Source organism: Streptomyces sp. HP-A2021 (genome assembly GCF_022807935.1).
GTDB classification, from domain to species: Bacteria; Actinomycetota; Actinomycetes; order Streptomycetales; family Streptomycetaceae; genus Streptomyces; species Streptomyces afghaniensis.
On sequence record NZ_CP094344.1, the window covers coordinates 2,119,936 to 2,135,648 of the forward strand.

Consider the following 15,713-nt stretch of genomic DNA (forward strand, 5'->3'; position numbering starts at 1 on the left):
GCTCACTCCCCCGACCGCTCACCGGCGCCTCCGAGGAACGGCACCGGGAAGGCGGTGACCTCGCCGGCGTCCGCCAGGGCCTCGTCCAGCGTGCCGTCCCAGCCGCCGGCCCGGCGGGCCTCCTCGGCGAGGTCGATGAGGATCGGCGAGGCGCCGGCGATCAGGACGCGCAGTTCCAGGAAGAGGTCGCCGAGGGCCTCGGCCCGTGCCGGGGCGGGCAGTTCGGCGAGCCGGGCCGTCGCCCTGCCCAGCCGGTCCAGCTGTGCCACCACGAGGTCGGCGGCCGTGGACGGACTGTAGCCCTGGATCTCGTAGGCGTCGACGAACCGGTCCAGTACGGCACGGGCGCGCCGCCGGGCCGGGCCGGACACGGGCAGCGTGCCGGGGGTGTCGGCGGCGGCCGGGGCGAGGGCGCCGGCGATCCGGTTCCAGGGCCCGACGAGCCGGTCCCGCGTGACCTTCACCAGTGCGTCCCGGCTGAAGTTGGTCCGCTGGTGCTCCGGTCCGGTGAGCGCCAGATGGAACCGGAACGCGTCGCGGCTGACGAGGCCGAGCACTTCGTCGATGTAGACGACGTGGCCCCGCGTGGTGGAGAACTTGTCGTCCTCCAGTTCGTAGAACTCGTTGGAGACGATGTGGTCGGGCAGGGCGTACCGGCCGTCGTGGGCCATCAGCAGGGCCAGGTGGGTGAGGCCCCAGAAGTAGACGATGTCGGAGCCGATGAAGTAGATGATCTCCGGGTCGTGTTCGGGGCGCCAGAGCTCCTTGCCGGCGACGCGCGGGTCGGCCACCCGGCGGGCGGCGAAGTCCGTGCAGTACATCGCCGCCGGGATGCCCTCCACCCACGCGTTGAGCCGCTGCCCCTCGGTGCCCGGGAAGGGCGAGGGCAGCCCGTGGGCGACGGGGTAGGTGACCGGGAAGTCGGGCAGCGGCCGGGCCAGTGCCTCGCGGAGGAACTTCAGGGTACGCGGCCGCAGACCCGACTCGCGCGTCTGGTAGAAGGACGCGAGCCGTTTGCGGTACTGCTCCATGGGCAGCACCAGCACCTGGTGCTCGCGTGTGGTGACGGGTGCGGCCGGGTCCAGGGTGGACCACGGGTCGATGAGTTCGTCGAAGTTGTTGGGGTGGCCGCACATCTCGCAGACGCCGCCGCGGCTCTCGGTGACGCAGACCGGGCAGTAGCCGCCGACCAGTCCCTCGAGCAGGACCTCACCGGTGCGCGCGTCGCAGGGGAAGGAGACGGTACGCAACTCCAGTTTGCCCGCGTCGTACAGGTCGGTGACGAAGCGCAGGGCGTTCGCCCGGTAGGCGTCGTCGTAGGGGGCGTAGCCGTCCACGGAGATGCCGGCGGCCCGGAGGGTCCGTCCGATCGCGGCGTGGTTGACGGCGGCCAGTTCCTCGGGGGTGGTGCCGCTGCGGCGTGCGCCGGCCATGACGTACGTCTGGCTGTCGTCCGTCCCGGTGGAGAAGACGACGGGACGGCCGCGGGCGCGCAGGTACCGGGCGTGGATGTCGGCCGACATGAACGGGCCGGCCAGGTGCCCGATGTGGAGGTCGCCGTTGGGGGTGGGTGAGGTGTCGATGATGACGGCGGGCCGGGAACCTCCCGGTGAGGTCCCTGCCATCGCTCAGGCCTCCCCGCGGTGCCGGGCGAGGAATCCCTCGGCGGTCTCGGGGGTCCACCAGGCCGTGTACATCTGGAAGTCCTCCGCCCCCTCGTTGTGCACCTGGTGATCCGTGTCCGGCGGGAAGTGGACGATGTCCCCCTCGCGGAAGGGCACACGCTCGCCCCTGGATTCGAGGACCGCCTCGCCGGACAGGGCGATGAAGATCTCGTAGTCGGGATGGGCGTGCCGGGTGGTCGAGGACCCCGGGTGGACCACGCACCAGGCGCCTTTGAAAGGGGCGTTGAGGGCGGACCAGGGGAGCAGTGGCTGCGAGAAGCCGTTCTCCGGCCCCAGCGTGCCGCGGTCGAGGCTGCGCATTTCCATGGTGGCCACCAATCTCGGTGTCGGTGTGGGCGTCGCGGTGTGTCGGGGGTGGGCGTGCCGCGGCCGTACGGCCCCGGACGATCGGGGGGCAGCCCGGGACCGGCTGCGGGAGTACGCCGGAGCCGTGGAATGGCAGCCGGGCGGGCACGGGCTGCGGGCGGGGCCGTACGGCGGTGGCCGGACCGCCGCGGGCGGTGTGCCGCGGCCGGGGTGCTCAGAGGCGGGCGGCGATCTCCCGCATCCGGCGGTGGGCTCCGCCGTACCCGGGTCTGTCCGGGAGCAGGGCCTTGGGCACCTTGGTGGCGACGGTGTAGTCGGTGTCGACGACGTTCGCCAGCGGGGTGCGGGAGATCTGGGAGAGCAACTGGTAGGCGTCGAGCCGGTCGAGGCCGTGGAGTTCGCTCAGCCAGTTCACCATCTGCACCTGCGAGACGCGCCAGGCGTCCTCCAGGGGCCGGGCGCTCCCGAGGGTGATGAGGTACTCGTCGTTCTCGATGCGCGGCCAGGCGGGCGCGGCGCCCTTGATCAGGTCGACGACGAGGGTCACGTTCATGGCGCCCTCGACGGCGGTGCCGCACGACTCGCCCTCGCCCTGCCGGTAGTGACCGTCGCCGACGGAGAACAGCGCGCCGTCGACGTTGACCCCGAGGTAGCAGGTGGCACCGGCCCGCATCTCGGGGGTGTCGAGGTTGCCGCCGTGGGCGCCGGCCGCCAGCGAGGAGCGCACCTCCGCGCCCTGCGGGGCCACGCCCACCGTGCCGAGCATCGGGGCCAGGGGCAGGTCGACCGCGAACTCACCGGCCGCCGCCTCGAAGCGAATCGTTTCGGCCTTCGGGTCGACCTGGTAGATCCAGGTCCGTTCCGGAAGCGGGTCCTGCAAAGTGGCGGTGCGATCGGTGGAGGTGAGCCCGCCGAATCCGGCGACGAGGGTGGAGACGCCCCAGTCACGGGCCGGGGTCAGTCCGGCGATGTGCAGGACCAGGGTGTCGCCGGGTTCCGCCCCTTCGACGTGAAAAGGGCCGGTCTGCGGATTGAATCTGCCGTGCCGGATTCTCTCGCCGGGCAGGTGCGAATTCTTGTGGAGCAGACCGCTGAAGGCGTCCTCGGTCCACAGTCTCAGCGTCGTTCCCGGACGTAATCGGGAAATCGCTTTCACTCCGCCGAACGTCCAGCTGAGCTGAGCGGGCGACGGCACGAATTCGAAGGTGTCCATGTACGTCTCCCCTCGGGAGGCGGTCCGTACATCTCCAGGCGCAGCAAGGCTACCTTCGTCGAATTCGCAGTCAAGAGTGTTTCCCGTGAACACTGCTGACAGGTTCGGTGCGCATATGAAACAGGCCATTGCGCGACGGGGCGAAGGGGATCTGTTCCAGCCGGTCAGAAAACACTCTCCCAGCGGCCCGGCTGCGGAGCGGGGGCGGGACGGGGTCCGGGGTGCGGCCGGAAATGGAGGCCGTGGACAAAGCCGGTCGTCTCGGACGTGACGGTGAGGGACAGCTCGTCGGCGCGCTCGATCCTGGTGCGCGCGCCGAACGACATGGCGAACAGCTGCGACAGGCCGCCCTGCCAGCTGCGGACGGCCTCGGTGTGCTCGCGGGAGCCGTGGCCGAAGTACGACGCCAGCCGCTCGCAGTGCCGGGACGCCGCGCCGATCGTGTCGGCCGCTTCCCTGGTCACGGACAGCTCGTGGACGGGCGGCCGGTGGTCCCCGCGGGGGCGGGGCGCCACGGTCACCTCGGGATCCGGGTAGCGGGCGGGCATCACCCGGTGCAGCTCCAGCGCGGCGTGCACCCCGGCCCCGAACGCCTCGGCCCGGGCGAGGCAGGTCTCTGCGATCGCGAGCCACTGCGTCTCCGGTATCGCGAACCGCGCGCGGGGCGGATCCGCGCGGCCGGGGTCCGCCTCCGCGGTGGCCACCGCCCCGGGGGCGAGTGCGGTGTACAGGGCCCGTGCGGTGGCCGGCACCAGGTCCATGACACTGCCCACCGCGTCGACGGCGGCCGTGATCGCCGCCATCTCGACGTCCGTCAGGGCCCGGTGCACACGCTCCGCCGTACCGGTCATCCGGGGCGACCTCCTTCGTCCGGTCTGCTCGGGCACAACACCTCGCTGAGGGGGGTGGAGAGGCGGGCGGGATGGCGCGGTACAGGGCGGGCCGGCAACGAAGGGCGAACGCCCGGGCCCGCACCGGGCGGGCCGTCCGGCCACCGCGGTGGAGCAACGGGGCGTCCACGGTGGGGCCGCGTGGCCGCCGAGGGTGCAGAGACGAGACCGTCGGGATGAAGCCGGGCCGCAGAGGTTCGACGACGAGGCCCCAGGGGTGAAGCCGGGCCGCAGAGGTTCGACGACGAGGCCCCCGGAGCCGAGCCACACCGCAACAGGTCGACGACGAGGCCCCGGAGCCGAGCCACACCGCAGGGGTGGAGCCGTGAGCCCCGGAGGTGGAGCAGCCATGCCGCCACGAGTTCGGTTGCGAGGATGCTGTGGGGGCGGCAGCCGGGTCGGCAGGGCCGTGCCGGGCACCGGCGGGTCGAGGGCAGGGGCACGGCGGGTCGAACGGGGGTCGCAGGGGCGGCATCGAGCGGTCCGGCCCCGGAGGGGACCGGGCCGCGCCGGACCGCCGTACTCCCCGCGCGTCACCAACACCCGGCAGGTGTGGTGCGCGGGGAGGCACGGCCTCGCCGTTCCGTCAGCCGATGGCCTGGTACGCGAGGACGCCGCCGAAGAAGATGACGCCCACGCCTGCCAGGAGGTCCACTCCCTGGAGCATGCGGGCGGTGAACCAGCGGCGGAACAGCACGGCCCCGATGCTGAGGGTGGTGAACCACAGCAGCGTGCCGGAGCCGACGCCGACCAGCATGGCGAGCGAGTCCGCGAGCGTGTCCGTGACGTTCGCCGCCGTGGCGGCGGCGAAGGCCGCCGCCCAGTAGCCGATCGTCGCCGGGTTGGCCGCCGTCGCCGTGAGAGCCGTACGGAAGGCCTCCCACGGCTGCACCGTCTCGCCCTCGGTGTCGACGACCGCGCTCCTCGCCCGGAAGGCCGAACGCACCGAGCGGAAACCCAGATACGCCATGACCACGGCACCGGCGAGCCCGAGCGCGGTCCGCAGCACGGAGATGTCCAGCAGCTTGCCGACACCCGCGAGGCCGAGGCCGGCGTACAGCACGTCGATGGCCGCCGCGCCGAGGCCGATGGCGAATCCGCAGAGAAAGCCGTTGCGCAGAACACTGCGCACACACAGCAGTCCGATGGGACCGAGCGGCAGGGCGACGAGGAAGCCGAGTCCGAGACCCGCACTCCAGGCCGGGATCACGCTCACCGTCTGCTCCCCCGCTGCACCACGCCGTTCACCCCGGTCCCCGATAAACGGGTTTGCGCCAATTCCCCCGCCTCCTTGCGGCACACCCGTCGGTCAGGTCATTCGACGAGTTCGGATATGCCGAAGCGTACCTCACCGGGTTCCGCGGGACTCAGGTCCTCCGGCGCGTAGAACATCTCGTAGACATTCGTGGACAGCAGTTGGCCGGCCCGGGTCAACGAATACACGTCGTCCCCCTGCTTTTCCAGCCAGCCCTTGTCGAGAAGCTGTTCCAGTTCGCTGCCGAAGACGTCCTCCATCGTGACTCCGAAGCGGTTCTCGAAGTCGTGACGGTAGATCTCGCACATTTTCAGGCCACGGATCATGACCCGGCGCATCTCCTGTTCCTTGGTGAGATACGTGGCGAAATCGAGCGGGACCTTTCCTTCCTCCACCAGCTCGTAGTACTGCTTGAGCGGCTTGACGTTCACGAACAGCCGGTCGTGGATCACGCTCTTGGACGACACGCCGAAGCCGATCATCGGCCAGGTGCGCCAGTAGTACTCCAGGAACCGCGAGTAGTCCTCGCAGCGGTCGGGGTGGTAGTAGCCCGTCGAGCTGCGGCGCTTGAACCCCGCCGCCTCCAGCGCGTCGATGGCGTACTCGTACATGCGCTCTTCGTCCTCGGGCGTCGGCAGCGCCATCTTCCCGGACTTGATCAGGGAGTGGAACGCGGTCTTGGGCCAGATCTCCAGGCCGTAGGCGGTGATGCAGGCGGGTTCCAGCTCGATCGCCCGGTCCACGCTGTGCTTCCAGTCGTCCAGGGACTGGTCGGGCAGCGGGAAGATCAGGTCGATGTTGGTGTGGGTGAAACCGCCGTCGACGATGGTCCGGTAGGCCCGCTCGGCGGTGGCCAGGTCGTGCGAGCGGTTGCAGATCTGCAGCAGGCGGTCGTCGAACGCCTGGATGCCCAGGTTGAGCCGGTTGAAGCCGGAGTCGCGCATGCGCGCGATCTTGGCCCCGTCCACCGTCGACGGGTCGAACTCCAGGGCGATCTCCGCCCCTTCGTTGAACTCGAAGGACTCGCGGCACACGTCGAGCAGCCGGGCCGTCTGGTCGCCGGTGAGGATGCCGGGCGTGCCGCCGCCGAAGTAGACGGCGTCCACGCGGAAGGCGGGGAACACCCGGTTCGCGGCGAAGGCGCGGATCTCCTTCTCCAGGGCGTCGACGTACTGCGCGAAGTGCTGCTCGTTCTTGTTGATGTAGACGGTGTAGTCGCAGAACCCGCACTTGGTGATGCAGAACGGCACGTGCAGGTAGAGCACGGCGTTCTCGGGCCGGAAGTACTCCTCGTAGTCCGGTTTACGGTACTTGAAGGGGTAGGTGTGGATGTTGCGGCGAACGATCTTCTCGGCCATCTGGCTGCTGCTCCTTGTCAGGCTCGCCGTGCGGCGGCGGAGGGACGACCGGGCGGTGCGGGGACCGTCAGCAGAGCACCCGGAAGGGCTCGTAGCCGGTGGGCTGTTCCAGGGCGGGCCGCTCGTTGGGGACCACGGGGCGGCCGCAGGAGACGAACAGGTCGTCGTACCGGTCCCGGGAGCGTGCCCGGTAGTCGGCCGTGGACCTGGCCAGCATCTTGATGACCTCCTCGGCCAGCATCAGCTGGTACTGGCACGACTCGTCGTTGAGGACGTTGACGTCCCCCGAGGCCACGTGGTTCTCCTGCCGGCAGCCGCCACCGCACAGGTAGCGGGCCCAGCACCCCCCGCACACGGGGTGCTCGTCGACGGTGCGCCGCCACTCGGGGTGCTCCCGGGTGATCCCCTCGGAGCCGGTGCCGACGTCGAAGCTCTCGTCGCCGACGAGGCGGTGGCAGGGGCTGATGCTGCCGTCGGGTGAGTGCGTGTAGTACGTCCGGCCGCCGGAGCAGAAGGCCAGGGCGGTGGCTCCCTCGGTGACCATCTGCACGGTCCGCTCGTACTCCAGCACGCCCTTGAAGCGGTTGCCGGGTGCGAAGAGGGACGGGTAGTGGAGGAGGAAGTCCTTGAACTGCTCGACGATGCCGGGCTGGAGGAAGTGGTTGATGTACTGGATGCCCTGCGGCTCGGAGAGCTTGCGGTCGCCGAGGGTGAGGGCGATGGGGACCTTCGTGTCCTTCTCCACCGGGTACACGCCCGGGTAGATCTGGAAGTAGTCGAACAGGTCCAGCTGCCACAGGTCGTGCACGCTGTCCTTGAGGCTGGGCTCGCCGGTGGCGATCGTCATCCGCGCCACCAGCGTGATGTCGTCGCCGCACGCCTCCCGCAGCCGCCAGAGGTTGCGCATGATCCGGTCGTAGGATCCCATGCCGTTCTTGGAGGGCCGGTTGGCGTCCTGGACCTCGCGACCGCCGTCGATGGAGACCGAGACGATGAAGCGGTACTCGCGGAACAGCTCCTCGATGCCCTTCGGCATCAGCGTGAGGTTGGTGGAGATGCGGTGCACGAACTCGGTGCCGTCCCGCCGGGAGACGCTCCGGGCGCGCTCGCAGATCCTCTGGATCACGGCGAAGTTCGCCAGCGGTTCGCCGCCGAAGAACTCGAAGCGGACGCGCTGTCCGGGCACGGCGTTGCGCTCGATGAAGTCGAAGATCCAGGCGATCGAGTGCTCGCCCATGGCCTCGGTGATCCGGCCGTAGTCCCCGCCTTCCGCGAAGCAGTAGGTGCAGGCGAGGTTGCAGACGTTGGTGAGGTTGACGTTGACCGCGAAGTCGGCCCCGTCGGAGAGCGAACTCTCCCGCAGCCGGGAGCGGTTGACGCCCTCGTCGGCGCCCACGGCCTGCCGCATGCGCTCCCAGGCCTGCCGCTCCGGGGGCAACAGGCTGTCCACGCCGGACTCCAGGCGCTCGGCGGTGCCGGCCGGGGCCAGCAGCAGCCGGTGGTTGTCGGTGAGGAACACCGCGGCGGTGTCGTCGCTGAAGGGCAGCACACGGTAGTCGGTTCCGTGCCTCATGTGTTTCTTCCCCTTGTCTCCCCGGGTGCCGGGACCGGGGCTCAGCGGCGGGTGCCGGGCTGGAAGAGGGGCAGCGGCGACACGTCCTGGTTCAGGGTCCCGGCGGCCACCTCCACGGTCGGGAAGTGGGCCCGGTCGAAGACCTGGTGGAGGCTGGAGGTGCACCGGTCCGGGATGGCCACCTGGACGCCGAGCTCGTCGGGCGTGCTCTTGGCCGCGATGTAGCGGAAGCTCTCCTGCGGCTTGAGCTCGACGATCTCCCAGCTGCCGTCCGCGGCCGGATCGCCGTAGCGGCGGGTGTAGGCGGTGGCCGGCGCGTCGGACTCGTTGCGCATCTGCACGTGGAGCGCGCGGACGTCGCCGTGCCAGTCGAAGGACGCCACGTCGAGGTCGCCGCCGGCGGGCAGCTCCTGGACCTTGCTGCGGCGCCGGGCGTCCGGCAGCAGCTTCAGGGGGGCGCGGGTGCCGCAGGATGCGCAGTTGCCGTCGGCGTCCACCCCGACCAGGTCGGCGTTGAGGCCGTACCGGGTGACCTGGAGCAGGCCGCACTGGCTGCACCAGGTGTTGGTGGACTCGGTGTCGTAGACGTTGCCGAGGTAGACGTGGTTCAGGCCCATGTCCATGGCGACCTTGCGGGCGCGTTCCAGGCGGTCCACGGGCGTGCGGATGGTGTCGGTCATCTTGTAGTCGGGGTGGAACCGCACGAAGTGGGTGGGGATCGACGGGTCCAGCCGCTCACCGACGAAGGTGGCCATCTCGCGGGCCGTCTTCTCGTCGTCGCTGAGGTCGGTGACCATCAGCGTGGAGACCTCGACGTGCTTTCCGGCCCGGTAGACCTGCTCGGTGCCTTCCAGCACCGGCTCCAGCCAGCCCTTGGTGATCTTGCGGTAGTACTTCGGGTCGAGGGACTTGATCGACACCGAGAAGATGTCGATGACGGGGATGAGTTCCTCGATCGCCTCTCCGCTGATGAAGAACGCGGACTTGTAGAGGTTGACGATGCCGGCGGCCTTGGCGAGGGCGGCGGTCTCGACGACGAACTCGTGCCACACTACCGGGTCGTTGTAGGTCCAGGAGATGACCTTGATGCCGTGCCGGACGGCGATGTCGACGACTTCCTCGGGCGTGTAGTGGTAGACGTCCTTGTCCTCGACGTAACGTGCCTGGGACGTCTTCCAGTTGTGGCAGTAGTCGCAGTTGAGCATGCAGCCGACGTTGCCCATGGAGAGGATGCGGGCGCCGGGCGCGTAGTGGAAGACCGCCTCGGTCTCGATGGTCTCCTCGGTGGCGTGCACCGAACGCCCGTAGTTGAGGGTGACCAGGCGTCCGTCACGGTTGGCGCGCACCATGCAGAAGCCGTGCTGTCCGGGGCGTATGCGGCAGTTGCGCGGACTGAGGTGACATCGCACGACGTCGTCGTCGAGCCGTTCCTCGAGCCGGGCTGGATGGGGTTCCTGGTTCCAGGTCGTCTGCGTCACGGACTGTCCTTCCGTCGGGGGGAGGTGGGCAGTTGTGCCGTGCGGTGGTGCGGAGCGAAACCGTTTCGTCGGGGCGTCAGGTGCGGGCTGCCGACCGGGGCAGCGCGGTGATGTGCTCGTGGTCGGCCGCGACGGGGCCGACCTCCGTGGCGCCGCCCGGTGAGCCCAGGTCGGTCGTGGCGGTGAAGAACTCGGCGTTCACCCGCTCGTACACCTGCCACTCCTCGGGGAGTTCGGTGTCGCGGTGGATCGCCTCGACCGGGCAGACCGGTTCGCAGGCCGAGCAGTCGATGCATTCGTCGGGGTGGATGTACAGGGTGCGCGAGCCCTCGTAGATGCAGTCGACGGGACAGACGTCCAGACAGGCCTTGTCCTTGACGTCGACGCAGGGCTGGGCGATTACGAAGGTCAACAGTTCCCCCATTGCCATGCTCACGGTGAAGTACCCGAAGGTGGTTCGCGCTGACGTGCGGAGGGCTTCGGTTTCGCAAGAGCAGCGCGGCTGGTCGGGGCGCGGCTCGGCAAAGACTGGCGGGGGAATTGCGGACGCGTCAAGGAGATCGCATTAAGACTGCTGACTGGTTTTCTCGAAGGTAAGGCAAGCCTTATTGAATTCGCCGTCCTTGCCGACCAGGGGACCTTGCCTCCGGGAGGGGGCCGGACGGTGCCTGCCGCCGCCCGAGGATGACCGAAAGCTGCCGTAGTCGGCCCGGGCGGCGGGGGCGGGGACCTTCAGGGCCCGGCCTCGTCGTCGAGTCCGGCTGCCCGGTCGAGGCTGGCGGTGATCCATTCGGCCAGTTCGAGGCCGTCGCGCTCGGCGGCCCTCGTCCAGGCGGACTCCTGCTCCGTGGTGGTACGCAACTGGAGCCGCACCTGACGTGGTTCGCGAACGTCGGACGAGTCGGAAAGCTCCTTGCGCAGTTCGTGCCGGAGCCGGTTGCGGGACCAGCCCTCCTGGGCGGCTCGGTCCAGCCATCTGCGGCGTTCCTCAGGGGCCAGGGAGGCCACTTCGGCGTGGTGCTGGAAGCTGAGTCTGGGATTCCGTTCGGAGGCCGGAAAACGTCTGGCGATCCACGCGTAGTTGCGCAGGGTCTTGTAATCGAGACCGGTTTCCTCCATCGCCCGGCGGTACTTGCCGGGATATCTTTCCTGGCCGTACACGAGCCAGTCGCCGTGCCACCAGCAGGAGGAATCCGCTATCAGGAAGAGGTGTTTTCCGACGCGTTTCCACTCCGCCAGGGAAAAGCCGGGTGGCAGGACCAGACTGGTGCGCCGGGTGACAGCGGCTCCGATGACGGGGTGTTCGGACACACCGTGCAGCGCGGTCGAGTTGCCCAAGCCGGTTCCCCCTTCACTCCGGGGAAGGACAGGTTGCCGTGATCGCGACGGAGTCTGACACCGGGTCCGGCCGCGGTCCAGGCCGTTGAGCCGTCGGCCACGAGTCTGGCCCGAAGGCGACGGTCGGCCAGCGCGGCCGAAACACTCCGCACCCGCCACACCCAAGGCTTCCCAAGCCCGTGAGTCCGGTCTGCTTACGGGCGCTCGCCGTTCATGGCTCCGAACCTCCGCTGCGCTACCGCCCCTCGCCTCCGCCCAGGCCGGTCGGGGTCTCGCGCGGAGAGCGCTCCGGGACCGGCCGGGGGAGTCTGGCGCGGTCGAAGACGTGGAAGCTGAAGAAGACGCCGCCGATGACCAGCAGGCCGCCCCAGAGCTCCTGGGCGGTGGGGAGGCGCTGTTCCCAGATCAGGTAGAAGAAGGCTCCGAACACCGCCTCCATCCCGATGATCGGGCCCATGACCGTCGCCGGGAGGCGCTTCGACGCGATGTTCCAGAACCACGTGGCGCACCACGAGCCCAGCACGGCCAGCGCCGCGCACCAGGCGAGGAACGACCACAGCGTGCCGGTGTCGGCGAACGGGGACGTGCCCTCGGCGGACTCGGCCAGCGGCAGCAGGACGAGGGAGCCGAGGAACGCGCCGATACCGATGCAGGCCGTCCACGTGGCGTTGTCCGGAACCCGGGCCGCACGCCGCAGGATGATCCGGTTGGCGATGACGAAGTACGACCAGGCCACACACGCCGCGAACCCGAGCGCCGCACCCGCGAGCCGGTCCTGCCCGTCGCCCGCCGTCCCCAGGGAAGCGGTACCGCCGTTCACCAGGAACAGCCCGGCGGCGATGACGGCGATGGGCAGCAGCCCGCTGCGCCAGGCGAAGACCTTCTCGACGGCGTTGGAGATCAGCGAGACCATGACGGGGATCAGACCGGTCATGGCCGAGGCGAGGACACCGCCGCCGACGGACGCGGACATCGACAGCAGCAGGTAGAAGCCGATGTATCCCACGACGCCCAGGTGCATCGCCTTGAGGACGTCACGCTTCCCCAGGGTGCGGAGCCTGCCGGGCCGCGCCAGCAGTACGGCGGCCGACATCAGGCCGAAGACCGCGTACCGGCCGAGGACGAGGTAGTAGATGTTGACGGGCTCGACGGCGGCGGGGCCCAGGAAGGTGAAGCCCCACAGGGCCGTCGCGAGGAGCGCGGCCGACAGCCCGACGAGGGCCGGCACGGACCGGCGCCGCCGCTGCGTCGGGTCCATGTCCGTCTCCCCTCCTCGGTCCGCCGGCGTCGTACGGGGCGTCACCCTCACGTGGCGATCAGCTCGTCGCCGATCGCCACGACCTGTTCGACGAGGAAGTCGAAGTCGGAGAGCTCCGACCGGTGGTTGTTGTTGGCGACGCGGATGACGAACTTCCCGTCGATCACTGTATGGGACGGCATCGCCAGTCCCCCGACCTGCAACCGGGTCAGCACGGCCTGGTTGAGACGGTTCAGCTCGTCCGCTGTGGCGCCCGGCCGCACATAGCGGAAGCACACGATGTTGAGGTCGCTGCGGGAGACGACCTCCAGCCTGTCCGAGCTGTCGGCCAGTTTGGTCAGGTGGGCGATCTGGCCGATGTTGCCCGCGATCGACGCGGCGAAGGACTCGATGCCGTGCGTCTTGAGGGCGAACCACACCTTCAGCGCCCGGAACCGCCGGGACTGCTCGACGCCCCGGTCGGAGAAGGCGAGGGAGTACGCGGCGGGCCCCTGGTCCGTGCTGCTGATGTAGTCGGCGCTGGAGCTGAAGGTGCTCTCCAGCGCGTCGGCCCGGCGGACCAGCACGCAGCTGACGTCGAACGGCATGTACAGCCACTTGTGCAGGTCGAAGACGAGCGAGTCGGCCTCGCTCATCCCGGCCAGCAGGGTCCGGTGGGTGGGCAGCAGTTGTGCGAAGGCGCCGAACGCGCCGTCGACGTGGAACCAGAGGTCCTCCTCCCGGGCGATGGCGAGCAGTTCGTCGAGGGGATCGACGGCTCCGGTGTTGACCGTGCCGGCGTTGCCGACCAGGCACAGGGGGTGGAGCCCGGCGTCGCGGTCGGCACGGATGGCCCGGCGCAGGGCCCCGGTGTCGATCCGGAAGGCGGCGTCGACCGGTGTCTGCCGGAAGTACTGCCCGCCGATGCCGAGGAGTTCGACGGCCTTCTCCACCGAGTGGTGGGTCTGCGTGGAGCCGTAGACGGTGAACTGCCGGCCGTCGGCGAGGGCGCCCAGGCCGCGGATGTCCGCCGTGCCGCTCTTCGCCCGGCGGGCGGCGGCGAGCGCGATGATCTGCCCCATCGAGGCGCCGCTGGTGAGGATGCCGGAGCCGTCGGCGGGCCAGCGCATGGCCTCCTTCAGCCACTCCAGCACCTGGTGCTCGACCATCATCGCCGCGTTCTCGCCCGAGCCGAGCGTGCAGTTGACGACGGAGGCGAGCAGGTCGGCGTAGGCGGCGACGGGCACTCCGGAGCCGTTGGCCCAGCCCCAGAAGCGCGGGTGGATGTTGCCGCGCGGGTAGGGCATGACCGTCGTACGGAACTCTTCGTAGACGTCCTGCACGGGCGTGGGGGTCCGGGGCAGTGCGGTGCCGAGCCGGGCCTGGACGTCCGGGGGTACGGGCTGCCAGACGGGCCGGTCGCGGATACCGGCGAGGTAGTCGGCCATGTCGTCGACGATGCGCCGGCCCAGGGCCTTGAACTCCTCCCAGTCCGGAGGGTCGAGGGGGGTGGTCTCTTCGTGCGGGGACACCGTGCTTGCCTCCTGGCGTGCTTGCGGCGGTGGTCAGCTGCGGGACGCTGCGGGGGCCCTGGGGGCGGTGCCGGCGGATGCCGCGTCCGTCATGAAGGCGGTGAAGCGTTCCGGGTGGTAGAGGGCGTGCATCGGGTGCGGCTGGTCGCCGAGGGAGGCGAGGACGGCCCGGGCGACGGCGGGTGCCTGTGCGAAACCGCCGGTGTTGTGGCCGCCGTTGATGACGAAGAGGCCGCCGTGCGCGGTGGTCTCCGCGTGGTAGACACCGAGTGACGTGGCGGTCCAGGGCCGGACGCAGTACTTGAAGTCGTAGTTGTCGGCGGGCCGTGAGGACGCCGAGCGGTGGGCCTGGTCGGGGAAGAGCCGTTCGATGGTGTCGATGATGCCGAGCCGGATGGCGTCCAGCTGGGCCTCGTCGGCGTCGGTGCCGACGCCCGTGTAGCCGTATCCGGACCCGACGATCAGGGTCGGCCGGCCGTCGCCGTCGCGGGCGACGGTCACGTTGGCGTCCTCGGTGACATGGCCCCTGCGGCCGACCTTCAGCGAGTGCGGCAGCCGTGTGTGCTCGTTGCCGATCCGCATCCAGCCGCCCAGGACGCCCTGGATCCGGCCCTCGCAGGGCGAGCCCATGAGCAGGGCCTGGCCGTCGACTCCGGGCGAGGCGACGACGTGCGCGTCCGCGGGTACGGGCACCGGGCAGTCGAACCCGGTCACGGCTCCCGTGCCGTCGCGCCGGACCCACCGCACCGGGGTGTCCCAGTGGAACACCACGCCGCGTTCCCGGAGGAACGTGACGAGCCGCCGCGTGAACCGGTGCACGCCGACGGTGAAGCCGGGCACGAGGAACCCGCCGGCCAGGGCGCCCGTCTCGAAGGCGCCGGTCAGTCCCGGAAACTCCTGGACCAGTTGCCCGGGCGTGAGTTCGCGGGCGAGGGCGCCGAGGGCGCGGTGCCGGGCGAGGGCGGCCCGGTGGTGGTCCGGATCGGCGTACAGGCGCAGGACACCGTCGGTGAGGACGACGTCCTCGAAGAGGCCGGGGTGCTCCTGGCGCAGGGCGGTCCACTCGTGGAACGCCTCGGCGGTGAAGGCGAAGATGTCCTGGTTGTAGGCGCGGGCCAGCCAGGACGGCACACGTTCGAACTCCTCGATCCAGGCGCGTTCCGGGGCGGACAGCGGCCGGTCGCCGGTGGCGAGCCAGCCTCCGTGGTCGACGGGCAGCCGGAAGTGCGCCGGCGGACGGCCGTGGAAGTCCTGGTTGTTGTAGCCGTCCATCTCGGTGAAGGTGAACATGCGGGCGTCGTCGCCGGCGTGCGTGCAGCCGTACCGGCGCCAGTGCTCGCCGCCGGGGGCCGGGGACCGGTCGAGGACGGTGACCCGGTAGCCCTCCCGCCACAGGTACAGGGCCGTCACCAGGTTCACGACGCCGGCGCCGATCAGCACGGTCTCGCGGCAGCCCGTGGCGGGTAAGCCGGGCTGGGCGGGGGCGTGCTGGAGGGTGAAGCGCCGCTCGAAGCCGCTCAGGGCCGTCGCGATCGAGGCGAGGCCGCCGTCGGGGTGGTTGAACTCGACGAGGTCCCGGGGTGCGGAGCGGCTGGGGGTGCCGGTGACGTACGACAGGTACGTGATCCCGGGCACTCTCCGGCACCAGTGCCGCAGGAAGGCTTCAGGGGGCCGCCTGGACATGATCAGGCCCCGTGCGCCGTGGGCGGTCACCTCGCACAGCAGCTCGTCGGCGGGCGCGGTGTCCAGGTCGGGGAAGTGGACGATGTTTCCGTCGCGCAGGAAGTCGGAGTACGCCAGCTCGGAACTCGGGGTGGTGATGATCGTCTTCAACGTTCCGCTTTCGGT

At 70.1% G+C, this 15,713-nt stretch carries 13 protein-coding genes; all 13 read right to left on the bottom strand.

Features of this window, described 5'->3' with window-relative positions; translation table 11 throughout:
• Positions 1 to 2: 2 nt before the first annotated feature.
• The 13 genes from MQE23_RS09790 to MQE23_RS09850 all read right to left on the bottom strand — a co-directional run bounded on the left by MQE23_RS09790 (position 3) and on the right by MQE23_RS09850 (position 15,698).
• Positions 3 to 1,625 carry a class I tRNA ligase family protein gene (locus tag MQE23_RS09790; RefSeq protein WP_243378892.1) on the bottom strand — a complete coding sequence of 541 codons (1,623 nt, stop codon included), beginning with the start codon at positions 1,623 to 1,625 and terminating at the stop codon, positions 3 to 5.
• Positions 1,626 to 1,628: 3 nt separating this feature from the next.
• A complete protein-coding gene (locus MQE23_RS09795; protein WP_037674264.1) occupies positions 1,629 to 1,991 on the bottom strand; it encodes a cupin domain-containing protein in 363 nt (120 codons plus the stop codon).
• A gap of 214 nt (positions 1,992 to 2,205) precedes the next feature.
• On the bottom strand, positions 2,206 to 3,204 hold the full coding sequence (locus MQE23_RS09800) for an acetamidase/formamidase family protein (RefSeq protein WP_020277503.1): 999 nt from the start codon (positions 3,202 to 3,204) through the stop codon (positions 2,206 to 2,208).
• 164 nt (positions 3,205 to 3,368) lie between these two features.
• The gene (locus MQE23_RS09805; RefSeq protein WP_020277502.1) at positions 3,369 to 4,055 is read right to left on the bottom strand and encodes a hypothetical protein; all 687 of its coding nucleotides are present in this window, start codon (positions 4,053 to 4,055) and stop codon (positions 3,369 to 3,371) included.
• A gap of 625 nt (positions 4,056 to 4,680) precedes the next feature.
• Positions 4,681 to 5,310: a LysE family transporter gene (locus tag MQE23_RS09810; protein WP_037674250.1), complete on the bottom strand. Its 630-nt coding sequence runs from the start codon at positions 5,308 to 5,310 to the stop codon at positions 4,681 to 4,683.
• Between the two features lie 98 nt (positions 5,311 to 5,408).
• Entirely contained in the window at positions 5,409 to 6,707 is a 1,299-nt protein-coding gene (locus tag MQE23_RS09815; RefSeq protein ID WP_243378893.1) for a coproporphyrinogen-III oxidase family protein, read from the bottom strand.
• Between the two features lie 67 nt (positions 6,708 to 6,774).
• Entirely contained in the window at positions 6,775 to 8,280 is a 1,506-nt protein-coding gene (locus tag MQE23_RS09820) for a radical SAM protein (RefSeq protein WP_243378894.1), read from the bottom strand.
• Between the two features lie 41 nt (positions 8,281 to 8,321).
• Positions 8,322 to 9,758, bottom strand: coding sequence for an AmmeMemoRadiSam system radical SAM enzyme (gene amrS / locus MQE23_RS09825; RefSeq protein WP_020277498.1), 1,437 nt, complete (start codon positions 9,756 to 9,758; stop codon positions 8,322 to 8,324).
• 76 nt (positions 9,759 to 9,834) lie between these two features.
• Complete coding sequence (gene fdxA / locus MQE23_RS09830; RefSeq protein ID WP_037674262.1) at positions 9,835 to 10,170, bottom strand: ferredoxin; 336 nt, start codon at positions 10,168 to 10,170, stop codon at positions 9,835 to 9,837.
• A 320-nt stretch (positions 10,171 to 10,490) separates the two neighbouring features.
• Complete coding sequence (locus MQE23_RS09835) at positions 10,491 to 11,096, bottom strand: LmbU family transcriptional regulator (RefSeq protein WP_020277496.1); 606 nt, start codon at positions 11,094 to 11,096, stop codon at positions 10,491 to 10,493.
• A gap of 235 nt (positions 11,097 to 11,331) precedes the next feature.
• Positions 11,332 to 12,354 carry a DMT family transporter gene (locus MQE23_RS09840; protein WP_020277495.1) on the bottom strand — a complete coding sequence of 341 codons (1,023 nt, stop codon included), beginning with the start codon at positions 12,352 to 12,354 and terminating at the stop codon, positions 11,332 to 11,334.
• A 47-nt stretch (positions 12,355 to 12,401) separates the two neighbouring features.
• Complete coding sequence (locus MQE23_RS09845) at positions 12,402 to 13,865, bottom strand: pyridoxal-dependent decarboxylase (protein ID WP_020277494.1); 1,464 nt, start codon at positions 13,863 to 13,865, stop codon at positions 12,402 to 12,404.
• 33 nt (positions 13,866 to 13,898) lie between these two features.
• Positions 13,899 to 15,698: an FAD-binding oxidoreductase gene (locus MQE23_RS09850; RefSeq protein WP_243378895.1), complete on the bottom strand. Its 1,800-nt coding sequence runs from the start codon at positions 15,696 to 15,698 to the stop codon at positions 13,899 to 13,901.
• Positions 15,699 to 15,713 lie beyond the last annotated feature (15 nt).